The 21,985-nt window shown below is 69.2% G+C and carries 17 protein-coding genes; 11 read left to right on the top strand and 6 right to left on the bottom strand.

Going from position 1 to position 21,985, the window contains the following annotated elements:
* Positions 1–24: 24 nt before the first annotated feature.
* Positions 25–2,010, top strand: a complete 1,986-nt coding sequence (locus tag PLE19_11990; protein HPD15667.1) for a hypothetical protein — start codon at positions 25–27, stop codon at positions 2,008–2,010.
* Here PLE19_11990 and PLE19_11985 read toward each other — a convergent pair.
* A complete protein-coding gene (locus PLE19_11985) occupies positions 1,986–3,530 on the bottom strand; it encodes an HD domain-containing phosphohydrolase (protein HPD15666.1) in 1,545 nt (514 codons plus the stop codon). The two genes, PLE19_11990 and PLE19_11985, sit on opposite strands and share 25 nt — an antisense overlap.
* A complete protein-coding gene (locus tag PLE19_11980; GenBank protein ID HPD15665.1) occupies positions 3,527–4,630 on the bottom strand; it encodes an ATP-binding protein in 1,104 nt (367 codons plus the stop codon). The genes PLE19_11985 and PLE19_11980 overlap by 4 nt, the downstream gene beginning before the upstream one ends.
* A gap of 611 nt (positions 4,631–5,241) precedes the next feature.
* Between PLE19_11980 and PLE19_11975 the strand changes: the two genes are divergently transcribed.
* From PLE19_11975 to PLE19_11965, 3 genes are all read left to right on the top strand, one after another.
* Positions 5,242–7,494, top strand: a complete 2,253-nt coding sequence (locus PLE19_11975) for a hypothetical protein (protein HPD15664.1) — start codon at positions 5,242–5,244, stop codon at positions 7,492–7,494.
* A 97-nt stretch (positions 7,495–7,591) separates the two neighbouring features.
* On the top strand, positions 7,592–7,840 hold the full coding sequence (locus tag PLE19_11970; GenBank protein ID HPD15663.1) for an AbrB/MazE/SpoVT family DNA-binding domain-containing protein: 249 nt from the start codon (positions 7,592–7,594) through the stop codon (positions 7,838–7,840).
* A complete protein-coding gene (locus PLE19_11965) occupies positions 7,837–8,238 on the top strand; it encodes a type II toxin-antitoxin system VapC family toxin (protein HPD15662.1) in 402 nt (133 codons plus the stop codon). Before PLE19_11970 ends, PLE19_11965 begins: the two co-directional genes overlap by 4 nt.
* Before the next feature lie 47 nt (positions 8,239–8,285).
* On the opposite strand, the gene PLE19_11960 is transcribed toward PLE19_11965, so the two are convergent.
* Both PLE19_11960 and PLE19_11955 read right to left on the bottom strand, forming a co-directional pair.
* Positions 8,286–8,777, bottom strand: coding sequence for a hypothetical protein (locus tag PLE19_11960; GenBank protein ID HPD15661.1), 492 nt, complete (start codon positions 8,775–8,777; stop codon positions 8,286–8,288).
* Positions 8,778–8,787: 10 nt separating this feature from the next.
* Complete coding sequence (locus PLE19_11955) at positions 8,788–9,663, bottom strand: site-specific DNA-methyltransferase (GenBank protein HPD15660.1); 876 nt, start codon at positions 9,661–9,663, stop codon at positions 8,788–8,790.
* Between the two features lie 617 nt (positions 9,664–10,280).
* On the opposite strand from PLE19_11955, the gene PLE19_11950 reads away from it, so the two are divergent.
* Complete coding sequence (locus PLE19_11950; protein HPD15659.1) at positions 10,281–11,132, top strand: hypothetical protein; 852 nt, start codon at positions 10,281–10,283, stop codon at positions 11,130–11,132.
* A 119-nt stretch (positions 11,133–11,251) separates the two neighbouring features.
* Here PLE19_11950 and PLE19_11945 read toward each other — a convergent pair whose 3' ends face one another.
* Together PLE19_11945 and PLE19_11940 are read right to left on the bottom strand one after the other, a co-directional pair.
* Positions 11,252–11,953 carry a hypothetical protein gene (locus tag PLE19_11945; GenBank protein HPD15658.1) on the bottom strand — a complete coding sequence of 234 codons (702 nt, stop codon included), beginning with the start codon at positions 11,951–11,953 and terminating at the stop codon, positions 11,252–11,254.
* Positions 11,950–14,568, bottom strand: a complete 2,619-nt coding sequence (locus PLE19_11940) for a kelch repeat-containing protein (GenBank protein HPD15657.1) — start codon at positions 14,566–14,568, stop codon at positions 11,950–11,952. Before PLE19_11940 ends, PLE19_11945 begins: the two co-directional genes overlap by 4 nt.
* 175 nt (positions 14,569–14,743) lie before the next feature.
* Between PLE19_11940 and mgrA the strand changes: the two genes are divergently transcribed.
* The 6 genes from mgrA (at position 14,744) to PLE19_11910 (ending at position 21,978) form a co-directional block, all read left to right on the top strand.
* Positions 14,744–15,739: an L-glyceraldehyde 3-phosphate reductase gene (gene mgrA / locus PLE19_11935; protein HPD15656.1), complete on the top strand. Its 996-nt coding sequence runs from the start codon at positions 14,744–14,746 to the stop codon at positions 15,737–15,739.
* Positions 15,740–15,962: 223 nt separating this feature from the next.
* Positions 15,963–17,231: a Gfo/Idh/MocA family oxidoreductase gene (locus PLE19_11930; GenBank protein HPD15655.1), complete on the top strand. Its 1,269-nt coding sequence runs from the start codon at positions 15,963–15,965 to the stop codon at positions 17,229–17,231.
* 76 nt (positions 17,232–17,307) lie between these two features.
* Positions 17,308–19,974, top strand: coding sequence for a HEAT repeat domain-containing protein (locus PLE19_11925; protein HPD15654.1), 2,667 nt, complete (start codon positions 17,308–17,310; stop codon positions 19,972–19,974).
* A 62-nt stretch (positions 19,975–20,036) separates the two neighbouring features.
* Entirely contained in the window at positions 20,037–20,273 is a 237-nt protein-coding gene (locus tag PLE19_11920; GenBank protein HPD15653.1) for a type II toxin-antitoxin system HicB family antitoxin, read from the top strand.
* Complete coding sequence (locus PLE19_11915) at positions 20,270–20,506, top strand: type II toxin-antitoxin system HicA family toxin (GenBank protein ID HPD15652.1); 237 nt, start codon at positions 20,270–20,272, stop codon at positions 20,504–20,506. Before PLE19_11920 ends, PLE19_11915 begins: the two co-directional genes overlap by 4 nt.
* Positions 20,507–20,541: 35 nt before the next feature.
* On the top strand, positions 20,542–21,978 hold the full coding sequence (locus PLE19_11910) for a M81 family metallopeptidase (GenBank protein ID HPD15651.1): 1,437 nt from the start codon (positions 20,542–20,544) through the stop codon (positions 21,976–21,978).
* Positions 21,979–21,985 lie beyond the last annotated feature (7 nt).

Genomic DNA, 21,985 nt, shown 5'->3' with positions numbered 1-21,985 from the left:
CGAGTGCGAAGAGAGCAGTAGCCCATGCAGATCACCCTGGCCAACCTCCCCCTCGGCGACGTGCCGCGGCGGAACGACCCGCTGGGCGAGTTCCATTGCCTCCGCAGCGACCCGCGCTACGCCGGCTGGCACGAGCCGACGCTGCACTGGACGTGGCAGTCGAGCAACTGGCGGGTGGGCGAGGACCGCGACGGGCGCTTCATCGAGCAACTCCACGACAGCCGCCACAACAACACCCTCATCGTCAACGACACGTTCTGGCGCAAGGTCCGCGGAGTCGAAGCCCAGGTTCTCTGCCCGCGGCTCACCCAGGAGGCGGGGGTGGTGTTCCGCTTCCGCACGGCGCTCGACTACATGGCTCTGCTTCTCGACCCCGGCGGCGTGAAGTTCGTCTCGCGCAACGGCGAGCAGTTCCATATCGAGCAGGAGATGGCGGGGATGTTCCCGCACCTCGTCGGCAACTGGATCACGCTGCGCATGGACCTGGATCGGACGAATCTGAGCTTCTGGGTAGACGACGAGCTCGTCTTCCTCACCCGCTGGGGCGGGCACCTGGATGGGCGGGTGGGGCTGTTGGCCAACTGCCCGGCCCGCTTCCGCGCGCTCGCCGTGGACGGCCGCCCGGATCGCCGCACGTGCGTGGTGCCGGCTTCAGCCCGTAGCGCCCGGAGGCGGCCTGAAGGCCGCACTACCAGCGGCAGGCGGTATCCAGAGATGCGGCTTGTGCGGAAGATCGCTACGCCCGGCTTCGGCACCTGCCGGCAGATTCGATTCGGCGACCTGACAGGGAACGGGCTGCCCGATATCGTGCTCGCCCAGCGCGCGCCTATCGAGGGCGGCGCGGGCTACTACTCCGTCGGTTGCCTCACGGCGCTCACGGCGGAGGGCGAGGTGCTCTGGCAATCGGGCACGCCCACGCCGCAGACGCCGCTGGCCGGCGACCTGCCGTTCCAGGTGAACGACCTTGACGGCGACGGGCGGAACGAGGTGGTGTGCGTGCGCGGCTTCGAGATTCAGATGCTCGACGGCGCGACGGGCAAGCTCAAGTACGCCGCCCCCACGCCCGAACGCCCCGAGCACCATCCGCTCCTCAAGAGGTCCATCTCCTACTTCGGCTCGCCCGACGGGCACGAGTTCCCGCGCGTCGTGGCCGACTCGATCCGCTTCGCCGACCTGGCGGGCCGCGGCGCCGCCCGCGACTTGCTTTTGAAGGACCGCTACCACCACCTCTGGGCGCTCTCGCCCGACCTCCAGCCGCTCTGGTCATGGGTGGGCAACCTGGGGCACTTCCCCTTCGCGGCCGACCTCGACGGCGACGGCCGCGACGAGGTGATCGCCGGCTACCACTGGCTCACGGCCGACGGGCGCGACCTCCAGAACCTGCACCTCGGCGACCACGCCGACGCCATCTTTGCTATGCCCTTCCCCGGCTCGGGCGACCCCCAGGGCTGGGGCGAGCCCAAGGCGGTGCGCGCCGGCGGCGACGACGGCCTGCTCATCGCCGGCCTCCACGGCGATCTGCTGGCCGTCCGACACGGCCACGTCCAGCGCCTCAGCATCGCCAAGTTCCGCGGCGACGCCCCAGGCCTTCAATATGCCATCTGCACCTACTGGGGCGCACCCGGGATCGTGGCGCTGCTCGACTCGACGGGCAAGCTCCTCTGGTCGCGCGAGCACCCCGTGTGCGGCAACACCCTTCAGCCCGTAAACTGGACGGGGGAGGACGAGGAGCTGATCTACTACTCCGCTCACGCCGATTTCGGCGGACTTTGTGACTGGCGCGGCGAACAGGTCGTGCCGTTCCCCGACGATGGCCACCCGGAGCTATGCTCCGAGGTCATGGACCTCTTCGGCACCGGCCGCGACAATCTGATCGCGTGGGACCCCGAGCGGCTCTGGATTTACGCAGCCGCAGACGCGGGGCAGGGACGCCCCGCCCACAGGCCCCTCCGGCCCCCGCTCCATAGCTGGTCGAACTACATGTGCTACTGGTCGCTGCCGGGCGGCTGAGCATGGCCCTGGCCGCGCGAGGGCAGGTCTATCTCGGCAATCGTCTGGTGCCCGTTGGCCCACAGGCTCGAGGCATCGTCCAGGTCGAACTGGAATCGGCGCTCCTCGAACAGCCTGCGGCTGCACTCGACCACGGTGGGGTCGTAGCGGGTGCCGCTGTACCGCGCGGTCTCTTGAAGGGCCTTCTTGATGCCCAGGGCGGGCCGGTAGGGGCGGTGCGAGGCCATGCCCTCGATCACGTCGGCCACGGTGAGGATGCGGGCCTCGAGGATGATCTGGTCCCCCTTCAGGCCGGCCGGGTAACCCGAGCCGTCGAGATGCTCGTGGTGCTGCACGGTGGCCATGGCCACGGGCCAGGGGAACTCGATGTTCTTGAGGATCTGGTAGCCGACCTCGGGGTGGGTGCGGATCATGAGCGTTTCGGCCTCGGTGAGGGGGCCGGAGCGGTTGAGCACTTCGCCCGGGATGTTGATCTTGCCGATGTCGTGCAGGAGGCCGGTGAGGAAGATGCCCTCTGTGCGGCCGGGGGGCAGCTTCATCTCCTCGGCGATGGAGCGGGCCAGTTGCGCCACGCGGTGCTGGTGGCCGCCGGTGTAGGGGTCGCGCTTGCCGACGGCGGAGGACAGGGTGTTCACGGTCTGGTAGAAGATGCGGCGGAGCTTGGCGTAGCTTCGGCGGAGCTCCACCTCGGCCCGCTTCTTGTCGGTGACGTCGCGCAGCACGATCTGGAAGCCGATTCGCCGCCCCACGTCGTTCACCAGGTCGGTGAAGAGGTTCTCGGTGAACACGGGTTTGCCGTCGGGGCGCACCCAGCGCCACTCGGCGGCCCGCTCGGGCAGCTTGCCCGTGGCCTCGAACTCCTCGATCACGGCGAGGAACTGCCGCCAGGAGGCCGGATGGAGCAGCCGGTTGACGATGGCGGGCTGGGCGATGAGCCTGGCGCGCTCGCAGCCGAGGATCTCGACGGCCCGCGGGTTGGCGAAGGCGAGCTGCCCGCGCTGGTCGAACTGGAGGATGCCGTCGCGCGAGCGCTCGACGAGCATGCGGTAGCGCTGCTCGCTGGCGCGCAGGGCGCTCTCGGCCACCTGGCGGCGCGTGCGCTCGCGCACCTCGCGCAGGGCCCGGTGCACCGAGGGCAGGAGGCGCCCGAGGTGGTCCTTGAAGACGTAGTCCGTGGCTCCCCCCTTGACCGCCTCGATGGCCATCTCCTCGCTGATCTGGCCCGACACCAGGATGAAGGGGACCTCGGGGCGGAGCTCCTGCGCGAGGGCCAGCGCCGTCAGCCCGTCGAAGTCGGGCAGCTTGTAGTCGGCGAAGATCAGGTCGAACGCCGTCTCTTGCAGCGCGGCCACGAACGCCTCGCGGGTGGTCACGCGCCGGGCGGCGAACTGAATCTTGCCGCGGCGGAGCTCGGACTCCACCAGTTGGGCCTCCAGCGACACGTCTTCCAGGATGAGGATCTGGAGCGGCCAGCCCGAGGCCCGGGGTTTGGGTTCATCAAGGGCCGCCGGAGCACTCATGCGCGGGCCTCCTGTGCGGCGTACTCGGGCTGCGCGAACTCGGGCGCCGGGGTCGCGCGGGCGGTGGCGGGCAGCGCGAAGTAAAAGGTGGCGCCCTGGCCCACGGCGCCCTCGGCCCACGTTCTGCCCCCGTGCCGTTCGAGGATGCGCTGCACGATCGCCAGGCCCACGCCCGTGCCCTCGAAGGCCTCGTCGCTGTGCAGCCGCTGGAAGACGCGGAACAGGCGGTGCGCGTACTTGGGGTCGAAGCCCACGCCGTTGTCGCGCACATAGTAGACGTGCTCGTGGCGGTCCGCGTCAATCCGCCCCCCGACCTCGATGCGGGCCTTGGGGTTCTGGCTGGTGAACTTCAGGGCGTTGGCGAGCAGGTTGGTCATGGCCTCATGCAGCATCGAAAGGTCGCCGTGTGCCGGGGGCATCTCGGTGACGGCGAGCGCCACCGAGCGGTTCCCGTGCGCCACCATCAGCTCGTCGAACACCACGCGGGCCAGCTCGCCCACGTCTATCTGGGCCAGTTGGAGCCCGCGGCGCGCGGAACGCGAGAGCGCCAGCAGGTCGTCAATCAGGCGGCTCATCTTCTCGGAGCTCTGGTGGATGGCCGCCACGTGCTGGCGGAAGGAGGGGGCCGCGGGGTCGGCGGCCGACTCGAGCAGGTCGCGCGAGAGGCCGAGGATGATCCGCAGCGGGGAACGCAGATCGTGGGAGACCGTGTAGTTGAAGGCCTCGAGCTCGCGGTTGGCCGCGGCGAGGCGGGCCGTGCGGTCCTCGACCCGCTGCTCGAGCTCGCGGTTGAGCCGTTCCAGGTTGCTTTCGGCCCGAAGACGCAAGCGCACGGTGTGCTGCACGAAGCCGCCGAAGAGCACGAAGGCGATCATCATCAGGAGCCGCACCCACAGCTCATTCGGCGTGGGCGTGGAGAGGCGGGTGATCAGCCGGTCCCAGAATCCCTTCTGGCGCAGCAGGTCCAGCGTGACCCTGTCGGCGTCGAAGAGGTACACCTGGACCACGCACTCGGTGAACCAGTAGATGAAGCCGAAGCCCAAGGCGACGAGGATGAAGTTGGAGACCTGCCGCACTCGCGATGCGCCCGCCTTGCGCATGCATTTCCCTCCGTGAGCCGAGCGGCAACCCGTACGCTCGGTGGCGCGTTGGCCCGCGTCGTGCTCGCCTGAGCCGTGCCCTCAGACGCGCGCGAACACAGGGAATGTACACGAAGTTGCCTGGAAGTCAAGTGCCGCCGCTCAAGTTTTTGGCGCGGTTGGCGCGCTCGCCGGCCTCGGGTGTCTCGAACGCGGGCCGGTCGGGCCAAGGTCTTGGCGGCCCGCTGCTCGGGGGCCGACAACTCAAGTTTCGTCCACATGTACTGGCTGAATATACGCTTACGCACGCGCAGGCGCAGCGCGCCAGGCTCCTAGGAGCGGCGCCTGTGCCACACGGCCACCTGCTTCCCCGGTTCGCACAGGAGACGTCCAGGATGAATTTGGGCCTCAGGTACCCGACGAGGCGGGGCAGTTCGTGGCGCGGGCTTCAGCCCGCGTCTTCAACCTCCCGCGGGTTCGCAACCCGCGGGAGGTGCTGTTGCGGGAGATCCCATCGGCCTGCGTAGCGACAAGCGTCGCGCTTGTCGAAAACCACCTTCCAGCGCCCTTGACGGCAAGGGTCCGCGGGACTATGTTGGCGACGGAGGGGCAGTGTTCGTGAAAGGGTCCTCATGGGAATCGCGTTCGCACCCGCAGAGGCGTCCCGTTGCTGGTTCCTACACAACCATCAGGTTTCGCTTGCGGTTGACAAGGCCACGGGCTGGCTCCGCTCGATGGCCTTCCAGCCCAGCGGCGTGGACCTGTTTCAGATCAGGCGCCAGAACATCCCCGGCTATCTCGGCTTCCTGCGCGTCTACGACCAGCGCGACGACCGCTGGTACCACGACCTGAAGGACCGCTGCCGCGTGCGCGCGGCGAAGCGGGGCAACAAGGTCACCCTCACGAAGCGTTTCGCCGGCGCCCCCTTCGAGCTGAAGGTCACGCTCGCCCTCGACGACTTCGGCCTCCTCTGGCAGGCCGAAGCACGCAAGACGAGTCGCAAGGTCGCCGACCGCTCGCTGCGGATCGGCTTCAACCTGCCGCTCCAGGCCGGCTGGCACGTGTGGGCGCCCTGCCGCGACGGCGACTTCGTGTTCGACGGCATGGAGGACTTCAATTTCAACCACATCCAGGTCAGCTACGTCTCCGGCCGCGACATCATCCTGCCGATGGTGAGCCACACGAGCCGCGACCTCGATGCGGGCTACTCCATGCTCCTGCCCCTCGACGCCCGCGTGCCGATGGCCACCTTCCAGTTCGAGAATGGCGACAAGGGCTTCAACTGGGGCTACGCCGAGAAACCCGTCCAATCGCTCCAGACGCTCGAATGCCTCCAATCCTACATCGGCCTCGTGGGCGACCGCCCGGCGAGGGCCGCCGTGCGCGTGCTCTTCCACGGCGGCGACTGGCGCCTCGGCCTTGAGCAGGTCTATCGCCACTACCGGGCGTTCTTCGACCCCGACTCGCCGGAAATCCACGACGCCGAGGGCGTCTTCCTGTGCGGCGGCATCGAGGTGGGCCGCGACCCCAAAGCCTACACGGCCCTCGGCCTCAAGACCCTGGAGGTCCACGGCCACTTCTCCTACTACTCCGACTACTTCCAGGACGGCCAGGCGCGCTGGCTCAAGATCAACTCCCTCGAACGCCTCTACCACAAGTGGCGCAAGGAGGGGAACGAGCGGGATGCCTATCAGGTGTGGGCCTGGGTGAACTGCCACACGCCCGCCGAGATCGCCGCCGAGCTGGGCGCGGCCGACGTCGAGAGCCTCTATCACACCCGTGCAGACATCCAGGCCCAGCTCACCAGGATCGCCGAGGCGGGGATCTGCCCGTTCTGGTACTTCAACTACACCGACGGCTTCCGCCCCGTAGCCGAGGCGCGGTGGCCCGACGCCATCTGCCGCACGCCCCAGGGCGACCCCATCCCCAGCGGCTGGCACATGTGCCACAACATGAACGCCGACCTTTCCACCTCCTTCGGCCAGTTCTGCCTCGAATCCGCGAAGAAAATCCTCGCCGAGTACCCCCAGCTCAAGGGCTTCTTCCTCGACTGCTTCCGCCACTACGAGATTGACTTCGCCCACGACGACGGCCTCACCGTGGTGGACAACCGCCCGGCCTACAGCGTGAACTTCTCCTACGACGAGCTGACCCGCCGCATCAAGGAGCACATGAAGTCCCTCGGCCGCCCCCTCTCCATGTTCGCCAACAAGCCCCAGACCCTCCGCTGCATGCGCCACGTGGACGGTGTGCTGCTGGAGGGCGACGGCGACATCTCGGAGGAGAAATACTTCTGGGCCTGCCTCGCTAAGCCAATGTTCTTCCTCTGGACGAGCGACCGGGCGAACACCGACGAGAACCTGCGCCGCTGCGTCCTCCACGGCTGCTTCCCCACCATCGCCCGCGACGGGCGGCCCCACGACGAACTGGTCGCCCACTACGCCCGCTACCTGCCCCTCTACGAGCCCTTCCGCCGGCGCGTCCTGTGCTTCGAGCCCGACCCCCTTCGCGTCCCGCGCGGCGCCCGCGGCAAGCTCTACACCGTCCCCGACGGCTACGTCGCCGGCATCATCACTCCCCACATAGACAGCGCCGACGAGATCCGCTACGCCCGCACCCCCTACGCCCTCTTCCGCGTCAAGCGGGGCTGGGATGTCGGCCGGGTCGGCCTGATGCACCCGGGCGACCAGGCCTTCCGCGACGCCGCCTTCAAGTTCAACGGCAGCCTCATCGCCGTCCCCATGCCCGACTACAAGAACTGCGCCGTCGTCAAGCTCTTCGTCACCGGCTCGTCGGGCAAGGCCATCGGCCCCGAGCGCTTCACCGGCCCCATGGACTTCTGCGGCGACCCCGAGAGCTCGTTCCAGGACATTCGAGGCCGCTGATGGTTGGGCCGCGGGTGAACTTGACAAAGATGCCCAGAAGTCTTACTATCAGGTAGGAATCGGATCAGCTGGTAAGGCAACCGGTCAGGAGAAAGCAATGGCCGCAGCCAGGCTATCCACCAAAGGGCAGCTCGTCATCCCCAAGGTGATCCGCGACCGCCTCGGGGTTCATCCCGGCGACAGGGTGGACTTTGTAGTTCAGGACAACGGTGATATCGTGATCCGCCCCGCTACAGTAGATGTCCGGGAACTCGAAGGCATGCTCTATCGCCCCGGCAGGCGGCCCGTGTCCATCGAGGAGATGAACGAAGCGATCCGCACGATGGGTGGGAGACTCAAGAGATGAAGGGGCTCGACACCAACCTCCTCGTGCGCTACATCGTGAAGGACGCCCCCCGACAAGCTGCCGTCGCCGTCCGCGAGATCGAGGCCGTGCGCAGCCGGAGCGAGAGCCTTCTCATCCAGCCGGTTGCCCTGTGTGAACTCGTCTGGGTCCTCAGGGCCGCGTATGGTTTGTCCAGAGGCGAGATCGCGCCTCTGCTGGAGCAGATGCTCATCACGGTTCAGTTCGAGATCGCCGACAATGACACGGTTCGACAGGCTCTCAACGACTACCGGGTCGGCCCCGGCGACTTCGCCGACTACTACCTCGGCCGCGCGAACGCCGCTGCGGGCGCCGAGACCACCCTGACTTTCCATGCCGCTCTCCGTAGCAACCCCCGCTTCACCCTCCTGCGCGCCTGAGGCCGTCTCGCCCAAGTTCGCGGGCTACCCCCGGCCATTCCCCCCCGTCACTGGAGGGCATCGGGGCCCCGAGGCGGCGGGGTCGGTTGGGTGACTGAGATCCTATAGTACTTCCGCCCGTAGTCCGTGCTGATGGGGCCGAATCGCACGAACTCGTGGTCCTGAACCACCTCCCGCACGCGCAATTCCTTCTGGCCCGCCGGCCCCCACGCCAGAACCTCAAACACCACATCCAGATCGTGCCCCGCCGTTCCGCTGCCATCGTGGTACATCCATGTCAGCTTCCCCGCCATCTCGTCCTCGCGCGAGGGCGGCCCCAGGATGCCCTTGACCTCGGCGGGGGTCATGCCGGGGATGATGAGCCTCCCGAGAGCGTTGTGCCGCTCCCATCGGCTCGAGGGCCACACGTGAATCCAGAGCTTCTGCACCCACGCGGGCTGCCAGATGGCGCCGGCGCTGAAGAGCAACAGGCTCCAGGCCGCCAGGGCGCCCGCGCCCAGGAGAAGCCCGCGTCGAGAGGGACACAAGGGGCCACGCATCGCCGGTCTCCTAACTCCCCGAACTCGTAACCGATGCGGGCTCGAAGCCCACCCAGCAGATCCCCTCCACGCCCGTGAAGCGTCTGGCCATCACGGCCAGAGCCTCGGGGTTGTCGTCCACCAGGATGAAGCGGCGGCCCAACTCCAGGCACGCTGCGCCCGTGGTGCCGCTGCCCGCGAAGAAGTCGAGGACGAGCCCCCCCTTCGGCGACGATGCCTGCACGATGCGCCGGAGAATGCCCAGCGGCTTCTGCGTGGGGTAGCCGGTCTTCTCGGCGCCGGTCGTCGGCACGATCGTGTGCCACCACGTGTCGGTGGGCGTCTTGCCCCGGGCCGCCTTCTCGGGGCCGACGAGGCCGGGGGCCATGTACGGGATGCGCTCGATGTCGTCGTAGTTGAAGACGTAGTTCGCGGGGTCCTTCGCGTAGAACAGGATGTTGTCGTGCTTGGCCGGCCACCGCCGCCGCGTGCGGGCGCCGTAGTCGTAGGCCCAGATGACCTCGTTGAGAAACGCCTCGCGCCCGAAGATCGCGTCGAGCAGCACCTTGGCGTAGTGGACCTCGCGGCAGTCGAGGTGGACGTAGAGCGAGCCGTGCGGCGCCAGCACGCGGCGGGCCTCGACCAGGCGCGGCTCGAGGAAGGCCAGATAGTCGTCGAACAGGTCGGCGAAGCACCTCGAACCGATGCGGATGGTCTCGTAACGCCGGCCCGCGAAGCCCACGCGGTCGCCTGCCTCGCTCTGCGCGGTGCGGATCTGCGTGCGCCGCTGCACCTTGCCCGTGTTGAACGGGGGGTCAATATAGATGAGGTCCACCGAGTCGGCGGGCATCCCGCGCAGCACCGTCAGATTATCAGCGAAATGAATGGTGCCGACCGGTTCCGTCATGCCCATCATGTCCATAATCGAGGAATTATAGTGGAGCGCGCCCCGGGGTCAAGCCGCGCAGCGTCAACGTGCAAGGCAGCGTCCTGGTCCATGCCGCCGTTCGAGAGCGTGGGGCTGGCGCTGTGGCGCCAGCGGCGGCCACCTCATAACCCTATATGCCGCAATGCCTTATGCTCTCAGGACGCTCTCCCTCTCATACTTGCTCATCCCGAAGATGAGCGAGAATGGCCGGAGCCGCGAGAATCGCCAATCCTCGCCATTCTACCCATACTTGCTCACTTCCTCCCTCTCAGGATTGAGCAAGTATGGGCGGAGAGCGCCCGCAGGCGCCCGGCAAAGCCCTCCAGGGGACCCGCCAGGTCTGCCAGGGGGAGGCACGCTCACACCTGCACCGGCCACTCGAGCCAAGCGCGCCAGACCCTGAAGGGCCGCGATTCCTGTCCACCCCTGCCGCGAGCGGCGGCTGAAGGCTGCGAAGCGAGCCGACACCGTCCCGGGCCGCCGGTCCGACGGCGCCCTCTGACTCCGCCTGCCCCAGGTCGGCGATGGAACCGCGCTGCCGAAACCGCGTCTACGAGAAAGGGGAGAGAAGCCGTCCACACAAAGGAGTCCTCGAAATGCGCGTGCGGCTCTGGCTGGCGGCGCTGGCGGCGTGCGCCCTCGTGGCGGCGGCCGTGGGGTCCCAGATCGGCGTGGGGCTGGACTGGCGGACCGGCCTCTACGTGCAGGAATACTGGCAGGGCGGCAAACCCCGCTATCTCATCGCCAACCTCAGCCGCGAGCCTGCCACCATCACCGTCCAGACCGTCAACATAGATGTCCGCGAGGGAGGGCGCGCCTTCCGCGAGGCGAACCCGCTGCCCCAGAAGCCCGTCGAGACCCTCGCCGGCCCCTGGGAGGTGCCCGCCGGCGGGGCGGCCGACGTGGATGCCTCGCCCCTCCTCGGCAAGGGCCTGGCCGAGTTCCGGTCGGGCGGCAAGCGCCTGGGCCTCCTCGATCTCGCCAAGCCTCCCGCTGCCGCGCCCGCCGAGGCCATCGTCACCACCCACGGCGTCAACGGCTCGGGCGGCCGACAGACCGGCCTGTGGTGCGAACATCCCGCGCTTCGCGTAGCCGCGGGCGCCGACATCGAGGTCAAGCTCATCACGGCGGCGGGCCAGGGCACGCTCAGCCTCGGCACCAAGAGCAAGCCCCCCGAGGAGAAGGACGGCATCGTCACCAGCCCCGCCCATCTGGCGCCCGCCGAGGCCGTCTGCGACACCCTCCCCGTGGCCGCGAGCGGCGGCGCCGTGGTGATTGACACGGGCAAGCCGCTCAAGGACCAGCCGAGTCACACCGTCCTTCTGCGCTTCAAGGCGCCCGCCGTCGCGGCGCCCACGCTGGTGACATTCGGCGGCTGGGTCCAGCACCGAGGCGGCGGCTACTGGCTCATCCGCGCCCTCGTCATCGAACCCCGCTCCGCCCAGTGAGCCCCTCCCCGAGGTTCCAATGCCTTCGGGAGGGTAGTAGCCGGGGGAACCTGCTCGTGCGCCACGACGTTACCCTCCCGAACGCATCGAACGTTCGGGAGGGAGTCGGCGCCCTCTCGTCAGACCTTGGCGAGGACGCGTTCCGCGAGGGCGTGGCGGCGGGTGGCGAAGGGGTCGCTGGACGGGGGGCGATTGGCGAGGCGCTGGACGGCGGGGGCGGCATAGCGCAATTCGTCGGCCGCAAGTGAAACGTCCATCTCGCTTAGGACCAGGAGCGTGTAGTGGAAGGGGAAGCGGCGCCAGCGGCCTTCGCCATCGCGCGAGAGGCGGAGGGCTTCGGCGCCGGCGGCCAGATGATGCTCGGCGCGCTCGAGGCCGCCGGCGGCGAGATGGCGCCAGAGGGCGACCGTGCACTTGCCGCAGCAGTACTGGCCGAGCCAGGGACGGCCCACGTGTTTCTCGCGCTCCTCGGCAGCGCGCAGGCGCTCGAGCATCCCCTCGGTCGCGCGGCCCAGGGCGCGGCCGACCTCTTCGGTGTCCACGTCGAGAAGGAGGAGTGCTCGGCAGGCCTCCTCGCCCAGCACGTGGGCCTTCCCCGCGTGGGTCGTGACCGTCTCGCCGGTGAATAGCCTGATTCCCTGGGAACGGTCCCTCTCCGTGGGCGCGAACAGGCCGTGGTAGGAACCCGGCAGGCCCTGGCGAGCCGCAATCCAGGCCGCGGCTTCGCGCCGGTCCGCCTCCGATAACTGCCGCCCGAAGAAGAGCGCCTCGTCCACCGCATCGAGGGTCCCGGCCAAGCTGTCGGGCCTCACCAGGCTCATTCCACCACCTCCATCTTGACCGCGTTGCGGTCGAATCTCAGCACCCAGACCTTGTAGTCGCTGGAGTTGTTGAGGATAGCGAGCTTGAGAGCAGGGTCGTAGCAGAGGGCGTCGGACCAACTGAACGGGTTGTCCTTGAACTCCACGGGCTTGCCCTTTGCCTCGAACTTGAGGTCGGCCCAGAAGAAGCGGCCGTCGGCGGGGTCCCACACGATGTTCCGCTGCTTGCCGTCGGGGGCCGTGAAGAGGCGCATGAGGAGCATCAGGTCGGCGTCGGGCAGGTAGACCTGTTCGCCCCAGAAGATGAATTGGCCGAGTGCCTTGGGCTTGGCGATGCCGAGCTTCGCGGCCTTGCCCGTGGCCAGGTCGTAGCGCCAGATGTCCTTGTCGTTGGCGAACCAGAGGCAGTCGCGCTTGGAGTCGTAGCGCAGGCCGTGGCCGTCGCACCAGATGCCTCCGAAGGGCGGGCCGTCCCAGGGCAGCTTGTTCCACTTGCCCGCCTTGGCGTCGAGGAGGAAGAGGCCCTTGTCGGAATAGGTCACGGCGCCGCGCGGGGTGGGGGCCATGAAGCTGTGCATCACGCCGCGGTGCTCGAGGCCGGGGAAGGGCTGCGGCTCCCACTCGCGGACGGCTGGGTTGTAGGCGCGGTCGAAGTAGAGCATCTTCCCCGCCGCCGCATCGTAGCAGTAGGCCTTGTAGGCGTGGACGGGCACGTGGGCTCGATCGTTGAAGCTCAGCGGCGTGGGCTGGCTGGCGTAGACCCTGTCAATGGGGTCGTCGGGGTGGTAGCCGAGGGTCCAGCAGCCGCCGCGGAGGCTGAAGTGGGCGACGTCGTTTTCCTGGCTCGTGGCGTGGCCGCCGCCCCAGAAGAGGAGCTGGTGGCGGGCGGTGTCGTAGGCGGTCGTGCCCCAGCGGTTGCGCGCGCCGGGGGCGTAGCGGGGGAAGTCGAGGGATGTCCAGACGTTGGCGGGCAGGTGGCGGTAGAGCTTGGCCATCGCCTCGGGGTCGGGCCTGGCGGCCTGCTCCCAGATCGCCGGGTCAATGCGGTTGAAGGTGTAGGCGCCCGACGTCCCCATCGCGCCCTCCGCAAGCGGGACGCTTGCGGCTACGGAGGGGTCAATCTTGCAGGCCCAGGTGATGAGGCTGGGGCGCTCGCCGGGCGTCACGCACACGAGCACGTCGTCGTCGTTCACGGCGCCGGTCTGCACGTCGCGGCAGGTGACGCGCGGGGCGTTGGGGCTGAACTTCTGGCGGCCCCAGTCCTCGGGCTGGAGCGGGACGTGGAGGAGGGGCTTCCACTCGTTCGCCGCCACGTCGTAGGTCCAGACCTCCTGGGGGAGCCAGTCGCGGCTGTAGCCGCCGGCGAGGACGATCTTCCGCGCCTTCGGGAGCCAGGCCAGGATGTGGCCCGCGCGCGGCGTGGGGCACTTCTCGGGGAAGCGCTGCTCCCAGGTCCGCGCCGCGCAGTCGTAGACCCACGTGTCCGAGAGCACGCGGTCGAGTCCGTCGCCGCCGAAGAGGACGATCTTCTTGTGGACGGGGTCGTAGGCCGTTTGCGAGCGGGCGCGGCCGGGCGGCTCGACCGCCAGGGCGTCCACCGCCTGCTCGAAGAGCACCCGCGCCGCGCGCACCTCGGCGATGATGTCGGGCGTGATCTTCCCCGAGAGCTTCGCGCTGGCGGCCTTCACCGCGGCCACGGCGGCCGCGAGCCGGCGGGCAGCCACGCCGTTGGTGTCGGGCGCGAGTTTCTCGGCCGCGGCGGCGAGTTCAGCGGCTTGGGCGGCGAGATCGGCCTTGGCTTCTGCATCGGTCTCCGTGATGGCGAAGCGGTTGCAGGCGGCGCCCAGGAGGGCCTTGGCCTGCCAGCGGAGGGCCTTGGCCCTGTCCAGCAGCGCCTTCGCCTCGGGGGAGCCGAACTCGAGGCGCCGCCATTCGTTCCCGGCGATGTCGAAGGCCCAGGTTGCCACGTCGGCGCTGCCGCCGTCGCCGCCGGCGTGCAGGATCTCCCTGTTCACGGGGTCGTAGGTCATCGAGCCCCAGAGGCGACACGTCGTCCGCGGCTTCGCCTTCAGGTCCTCCCACGTGCGCGCGTTGGGATCGTAGCGGAGGGTCTTGTCGTGGAGGTAGGCGTAGATCTTCCCGTCCTCGGGCACGTAGCACCATTCATAGCCCATGCGGGATTCGAGCCATTGGCCGCCCGCGCCCACGCGGAGGTGATCGCCGTCCTTGTAGAACAGCTCGGGGCCGTTATGGCCCATCTTGGCGCGCCTCTCGGCATATTCCTCGCCGACCGGCCCCGATTCGGGCCGACCCGCGGCCACGTCGGGCGGGTAGGCGTTGAACCACTTGAGTTGGGCGAAGTCGAGTTCCTCGGTGTCGTAATGCCGCGGCACGGTGCCGCCGTAGGCCTGCATGCCGCTGGCCATCACGAAGCGTTTGAGCGGCGGCACGTAGACGAAGAGGGGCTGCTCGCGCCAGCCGGTCTTCGTCACCAGCGCCTTCACCCACGTGTTGGGCGGGGCGTCGGCCAGGGAGGCCGGCGCCTGGGGCGCCGCCCCCTCGCCCGCGGCCGCCACGCTCGCCCACAGCACCGCCACGGCAATCCGCATGCTCATTCTGTCTTCTCCCGGTGCAGGGTTCATCTCCGTGTTACCTGGGCAGCTTACGCCCGGCGCGCCACCGCGTCAAGCGAGGGCGGACCAGCCCGGTGCGAGACGGGCAGCCGCACGCTCTTGAAGGGCGCCGCCCGCCGTGCTATAGTCGCCCGCGGGGAGCGCAAAGGAGAAGCCCATGGACTGGTCGCCTGCCGCCACTCGCTACGACTCGATGCGCTACAACCGCTGCGGGCGCAGCGGCCTCAAGCTGCCTGCCATCTCGCTGGGGCTGTGGCACAACTTCGGGGGCGTGGACGCCTTCGAGAACTGCCGCGCGATGGTGCTGCGGGCCTTCGACCTGGGGATCACCCACTTCGACCTGGCGAACAACTACGGCCCGCCGCCCGGCTCGGCCGAGGAGACGTTCGGGCGCGTCCTCCGCCAGGACCTCGGGCGCTACCGCGACGAGCTGGTGATCTCCACCAAGGCCGGCTGGCGCATGTGGCCCGGCCCCTACGGCGACTTCGGCTCGCGCAAATACCTCGTCGCCAGCCTCGACCAGAGCCTGCGGCGGATGGGGCTGGACTACGTGGACATCTTCTACCACCACCGCCCCGACCCCGAGACGCCGCTGGAGGAGACGATGGGCGCCCTCGACCACGTGGTGCGGCGGGGCAAGGCCCTCTACGCCGGCATCTCCAGCTACCGTCCCGAGGGCACGCGCGAGGCGGCCCGTATCCTGCGGTGGCTCGGCACGCCCCTCCTCATCCACCAGCCGTCCTACAACCTCTTCGACCGCTGGATCGAGGGCGGCCTGCTCGACGTGCTGGCAGACGAGGGGATCGGCAGCATCGTCTTCTGCCCGCTCGCCCAGGGGCTGCTGACCGACCGCTATCTCGCCGGCATCCCCGCCGACTCGCGGGCGGGCAAGCCGCACGGCTTCCTCAAACCCGCCGCGATCACCGACGCGAAGCTGGAGAAAGTGCGGAGACTCAACGACCTCGCCCAGCAGCGGGGCCAGACCCTCGCTCAGATGGCGCTGGCGTGGGTGCTGCGGCAGCCGGCCGTCACCAGCGCCCTCATCGGCGCCAGCCGCGTAAGCCAGATCGAGGACAACGTGGCCGCGCTCCGCACGCTGGGTTTCTCCGACCGCGAGTTGCAGGCCATAGACGCCATCCTCGAGGCTGCCTGACACCCCAGATGCGCGCCCACATGGGCAAGATGGCCCCGCTGGACGCCGTGGCAAAGTGGAGGGCGGAGCCGGCTCGACCCGATCCAGACCGTCCATATTGTCCATAGTGTCCATTGAGGCTGGCGGGGCCGACGTGCGGCACAGCCCATTTGACAGTGCGAGAACGCTTTGGCACACTAACCATCCTCTGGTCTCGGCCAACCTCCTGAGGAGCGCGATACTCATGGGCAGTAGCGTGACGCGACGTGGATTCCTGGCGGGCCTGGGCGCCGGCCTGGCGGCGCCCTACGTGGTCGGCTCGCGGGTGCTGGCCGCGCCCCCGAGCGACCAGATTCGCATGGGCCACATCGGCGTGGGCGGGCAGGGCGGCGGCCACCTGGGCCGCTTCGCCCAGAACGACCGCGAGCCGTCCGTGGCCGTGTGCGATGTGGACAAGAACCACGCGGAGAACGCGGCCAAACGCTGCAAGCGCGAGGTGGGCGTCTACAACGACTTCCGCGAGCTGCTCGACCGCAAGGACGTGGACGCCGTGGTGGTGGGCTCGCCCGACCACTGGCACGGGCTCCACACGATCCTGTCGTGCGAGGCCGGGAAGGACGTCTTCTGCGAGAAGCCGATGATGACGACCATCGCCGAAGGGCAGGCGATGGTGCGGGCGGCGAGGCGCTTCGACCGCGTGGTGCAGATCGGCACCCAGGCGCGCTCGACCGCCGCCGGCCGCTACGCCGCGCAATACGTGCGCAACGGCCACATCGGCAAGGTCAAAGAGGTACGCACCTGGCACTACAACAACCCCGCCAGCGGCTGGGAGGCGCCCCAGCCTGTGCCGTCGGGGCTGGACTGGGACCTGTGGCTCGGGCCGGCCAAGTGGGTGCCGTATCACCCGAAGCGCTGCCACTTCAATTTCCGCTGGTTCCTCGACTTCGGCGGCGGGCAGATCCGCGACCGGGGGGCGCACATCTTCTCGAACATCTGCTGGGGCATGAACGTGGACGCGACCGGCCCCGTGAGCGTCGAGTGCCTGAGCGGCGAGGCCCCGAAGGGAATGTTCGACTGCCCCAACGACTTCACGGTGAAGTACGAGTTCAAGAACCCCGACTGGAACCTCTTCTGGTGCCAGCCGGGCGAGAAGTTCGGCGAAGCCGCCTTCGGCTTCAAGTACTTCGGCGACAAGGGCGAGCTGGTCGTCAACGGCGGCGACGGCGGCATCTGGTCGCCGAAAGAAGTCTACGTCGAACCCGGCGCGGGCGAGACGAAGCTCTACGTGAGCAACGACCACATGGGCGACTTCCTCAAGTGCGTCCGCTCCCGCGAGAAGCCGGTGATGGACGTGGCGATCGGGCATCGGGTCACGAGCCTGTGCATTCTGGGCAACCTGGCGTTCCGCGTGGGCCGCAAGCTCACCTGGGACCCCGCCAAGGAGGAGATCGTCGGTGACGAGGCGGCGAATCGCCTGCTCAACCCGCCCATGCGGCCGCCGTGGCACCTGTAGAACCGCCGATTGCCGATCTCAGAGCCATAGGGCGTGCGTGCCTGCACGCGGAGAAGCCTCAGCAAAGGAGCGATAGATGCGGCCGCCAGCGATCCTGGTTATTGCCCTCGGTTGGGTGGCGTGTGTCAGCGTGTGGGCGGGCGAGACGGGCGATGACCCGCTGCTCAAGGAGCTTCAGGGCAAAGGCGAAGCGACCAAGCGATCAGCCGCCGAGTGGGAGGCCGCGCACGCGAAGGCGCTCGACGCCCTGCTGCCGAAGCTGACGGGCGACGACCTGGAGGAGCGCGGCGAGGCGAACCGCGTGCTGGCGCGCATCGGCTGGCACGCCAGCCGGCCGGGCGCGGCGGCCGAGCGCACCGCGGCCGAGAAAGCCCTGCTCGCGCGGTTGAGGCCCGATCTGCCCAAGCTGGGTGTGATCGCCATCCTGGAGGGCCTCGAGCGCATCGGCACCGAGGAAGCGGTGGGGCCGCTCGCAAGGCTGCTCGACGCCAGGGAGACCGAGTTGCCCTCGGTGCGCGAGCACGCGCGCCGCGCGCTGCTCAAGAACCCCAGCCCCAAGGCCGTGGACGCCCTGCGCGCGGCCCTGGCGAAGGCCGAGGGCGCCGAGTGGCGCGTAGGCCTCATCAACGCCCTCGGCGAGCGGCGCGACAAGGCCGCCGCGCCCGCGCTCATCGCGCTCGTGAAGGACGACGACCAGGGCGTGAAGCTCGCCGCCATCGAGGCCCTGGCCCGCATCGGCGACAAGGGCGCGGCCAACCTGCTCGCGGCCGCGAGCAAGGGCGCACCCCCGCGCGTCTGGCGCATCGCCATCGTGAGCTACCTGCTCCTGGCCGACCGCCTGGTCGAGGCCGACGACAAGGCCGCGGCCCTCAAACTCTACCAGAACCTCCTCGGGGCCGAGGACTTCGTGAAGTGCGGCGCACTCATCGGCGTGGGGCGGGCCGGCGGCCCGGCCGAACTCGCCGTCATCTTCGAATCTCTCGCCGACCCGGACCCCGAGATCCGCGGCGCCGCCATGACGGCGCTGAACATGATGCCCGCCGCTGCCGTGAACGTCGCCGTGACCGAGAAGCTCCGGACCGCCAAGCCCGAGGTGAGAGTCGTGCTGCTCAGGCTGCTCGCGGGCCGGGGAGAGGCGAGCGCCGCGCCCACGCTCGTCGCCGCGGCGAGCGACGCCGACGAGGCCGTGCGGATCGCCGCCTACGAGGGCCTGGCCGCTCTGGGCGACGCTCGCGCGCTGCCCCCGCTCATCGCCGCCCTTGCGAAGGCGCAGGGCAAGGAACAGGAAGCCGTCCGCAACGCCGCGGCGCGCATCCGCGGCAAGCCCGCGACGGAGGCCCTGGTGAAGGCTATGGACGACGCTGATGCCGCGCTGCGCGTGGAACTGCTCAAGACCCTGGCCGCCCGCAAGGACGCCGCGGCCGTGCCCGCGCTGCTCCAGGCCGCGAGCGACAAGGAGGAGGCCGTCCGCTCCGAGGCCCTCAAGGCCCTGGGCGGCTACGCGGGCGCCGAGGCGCTTGATGGCCTGGTGGCCCTGCTCGTGAAGGCCGACGACAAGGACCGCGCCGCGGCCGAACGGGCGCTCAGCTCCGTGTGCGCGCGCATCGAGGACGAAGCGAAGCGCACCGCCCCCATCCTCGCCGCGCTGCCCAAGGCCCAGGGCCCGGCCCGCGGCGCCCTGCTGCGCGTCCTCGGCAAGCTCGGCGGGGCCAACGCGCTGGAAGCCGTCCGCGCCGCGCTCAAGGACGCCAACCCCGACGTGAAGGATGCGGCGATTCGCGCTCTGGCCGACTGGCCCGATGGCGCGGTGGCCGCCGACCTGCTCGCCGTGGCGAAGGGCACTGACAACCTGGCCCACCACGTGCTCGCCCTCCGCGGCTGCCTGCGCGTGCTGGCACTGCCCGGCGAACGAACGGCTGAGGCGCGGCTGGCACTGCTCGCCGACGCGATGAAGGCGGCGCGGCGGCCCGACGAAAAGAGGGAAATCCTCGGGGGAATGGGCAGCGTGCCCAGCCCCGAGGCGCTCAAAGCCGTCGAGCCGTTTCTGGGCGACGAGGCGCTCAAGGCCGAAGCCGCCATTGCGGCCGTCAAGATCGCGGGCTCCCTCATCGGCACCCAGCCCGATGCGGCGAAGGCCGCGCTGAAGAAGCTCCTCGATGGCGCGCCCAACGACGACGTGAAGAAACAGGCCCAGGAGGCCCTCGACCAGCTCGACAAGACCGAGGACTACATCACCGCCTGGGAAGTCAGCGGCCCCTACACCAAGAGCGGCAAGGAGGGCCAGGGCCTCCACGACGAAGTTTTCCCGCCCGAATCCGAGATGGTGGGCGGGGCTGCCGTGCCCCGCGAGAAGATCGCCTGGGAGATCATTCCCCCCGGCGGCGGCGAACGGCGATCCGACCCCTTCCACATGGACCTGGACAAGAAGTTCGGCGACAAGCAGAACGCCGTGGCCTATCTGCGCACCTGTGTCTGGTCGCCCGCGGACCAGAAGGCGCGGCTGGAGTTCGGCAGCGACGACGGGGCCAAGGTGTGGCTCAATGGTGCGCTCGTCATCAACGCCAACCAGGCCCGCAGCTTCGCCGTAGCGAGCGACAAGGCCGAGGTGGTTCTCAAGAAGGGCTGGAATGCCCTGCTCGTCAAAGTGTGGAACGGCGGGGGCGACTGGGGCATGGCCGCCCGCCTGCGGCGGCCCGATGGCTCGCGCCTCGAGGGCCTGCGCGCCGCGCTCAGGCCCGAGTAGCCTGCGAGCATGTGGTATAATGACAACAGGCTTGGACGGATGTACCTGTGAGGAGATGCGTGATGCGGAAGACGAGGGTCATGGATTTCAAGGTGGTCCTCGAACCTGACCCGGACGGCGGATACGTCGTCGCGTGCCCCACGCTGCCCGGGTGCTACAGCCAGGGCGACACCCTCGACGAGGCTCTGGAGAACATCCGGGAGGCCATCGAGCTGTGCCTGGAAGACATGCTAGCCAATAAGGAGCCCTTGCCTGACCCGTCGAAGACCCTCGTGGGCAGCGTCCTGGTGACCGCATGAGCCCCCGCCTCCCGCTGGTCTCGGGGAGGGAGACCGTGGCTGCTCTGGAACGGGTCGGCTACCGGGCCGTTCGCCAGAAGGGCAGCCACGTCCGCATGAGACACCCCCACCCCGCCCAGCACAAACCGCTCACCGTCCCCATGCACCGCGAGCTTCGCCCTGGGCTGCTCCGCGCGATAGTGCGAGACGCCGGGCTGACACCCGACGAGTTCCGCGAACTCCTTGGCCGGTGACACGTTTACATCCCGCGACCGCAGAGGAGACAGGAATGCTGCCGGCCAAGCGCGTGTTCGTGGCGGCCTTCGCGCATGAGACGAATACGTTTCACCCCGTGAAGACGACGGCGTTCCGATTCGGCGAGGCGAGCTCGCGGCCTCTGCCGGCCTGGGAAGGATCGGAGATCGAGATCGTGCCGGGCCTGGCCGCACATCCGGCCGGCGGCGGAACGGTGGACGGTGCGGCATGCCGCGAGACGATGGACAAGGTGCTCGCCTCGCTCCGCGCGGCGATGCCGGTGGACGCCGTATTCCTGCGGCTCCACGGGGCGATGTACGCCGAGGGGATCGGGCCGGCGGAGTCGGTGCTCGTGGGCGAGGTGCGCCAGGTGGTCGGCCCGGGCGTGCCCATTGCATGCACGTTCGATCTCCACGGCAACATCCCCGCCCGAATGGGGGAATTCGGCGACATTCTTGTCGGCCTGAAGACCGCGCCGCACACCGACGGCGCCGAAACGGCGGAGCGAGCGGGACGCATCCTCCTCGACACGCTGCGAGGCAAGGTGCGGCCCGTGTCCTGCGTGCTGCCCGTTCCCATCATCCTGCCCGGCGAGAAGGCGATGACGACGGCTGAGCCGTTCGGCTCGCTCGTGGAGGAGGCGCGAAGGGTCGAAGCCGGAACCTCCCGCAGGTTTGAAACCCGCGGGAGATTGATCCTCGCGGCCACGCTGTTCGTGGGCTGCGCGTGGACCGATTCGCCCGACACGGGGATGGCCGTGATGGTGACGGCCGACGGCTCGCGCGTCGCAGCCCGCGCCGCGGCGGCTCATCTCGCGCGACTCGTCTGGGAGGCAAGGCGCGACTTCGCCTTCGGCTGCGAGACGGCCGACCTGGAAAAGGGTGTGACACGGGGGCTGGAGGCCCCTGAGCCGACCGTGTTCCTCACGGACAGCGGCGACAACGTCACGGCCAGCGCCCCGGGCGACCTGCCCATCGTGCTGCGGCATCTGGCCGAGCGGAAAGTGAGCAACGCGCTGGTGGCGGGCCTCAACGACCGCGCCGCAGTGGCCAGGTGCTTCGAGGCGGGGGAGGGGAAGGCGCTGCGCCTCGCCATCGGCGCGGCGATCGAGAAGCGCCACGGCCCGCCGCTGGAGGCCGACGCTCTGGTCGTGCGTTTGATTCCCAAGCCCCGCTGGGCGGTCGTCCGCATCGGCGGCATCGAGGCCGTGCTGGCCGAGGGGCCGACGGCGTTCACCGACCCCAGCCACTTCGAGGCGTGCGGCCTGGACCCGCTGACGTACAAGCTCGTGGTGGTGAAGGAGGGCTATCTGTTCCCCGGCCTCAGCCGCATCGCGCCGCGGTACATCATGCTTCTCACGCCTGGCGCGGGCGACATGCACATCGAGCGCCTGCCCTACACCCGCCGCCGGCGGCCAGCCTTCCCCTTCGAGCCCGACACACGCCACGACCCGGCGGCCGCCCCTGTGTAGGGCACAC

It is taken from the genome of Planctomycetota bacterium (assembly GCA_035384565.1).
Taxonomy (GTDB): Bacteria; Planctomycetota; PUPC01; order DSUN01; family DSUN01; genus DAOOIT01.
Note: the sequence above shows the minus strand (reverse complement) of the source record. Positions and strands in the feature narration are given on the sequence as shown.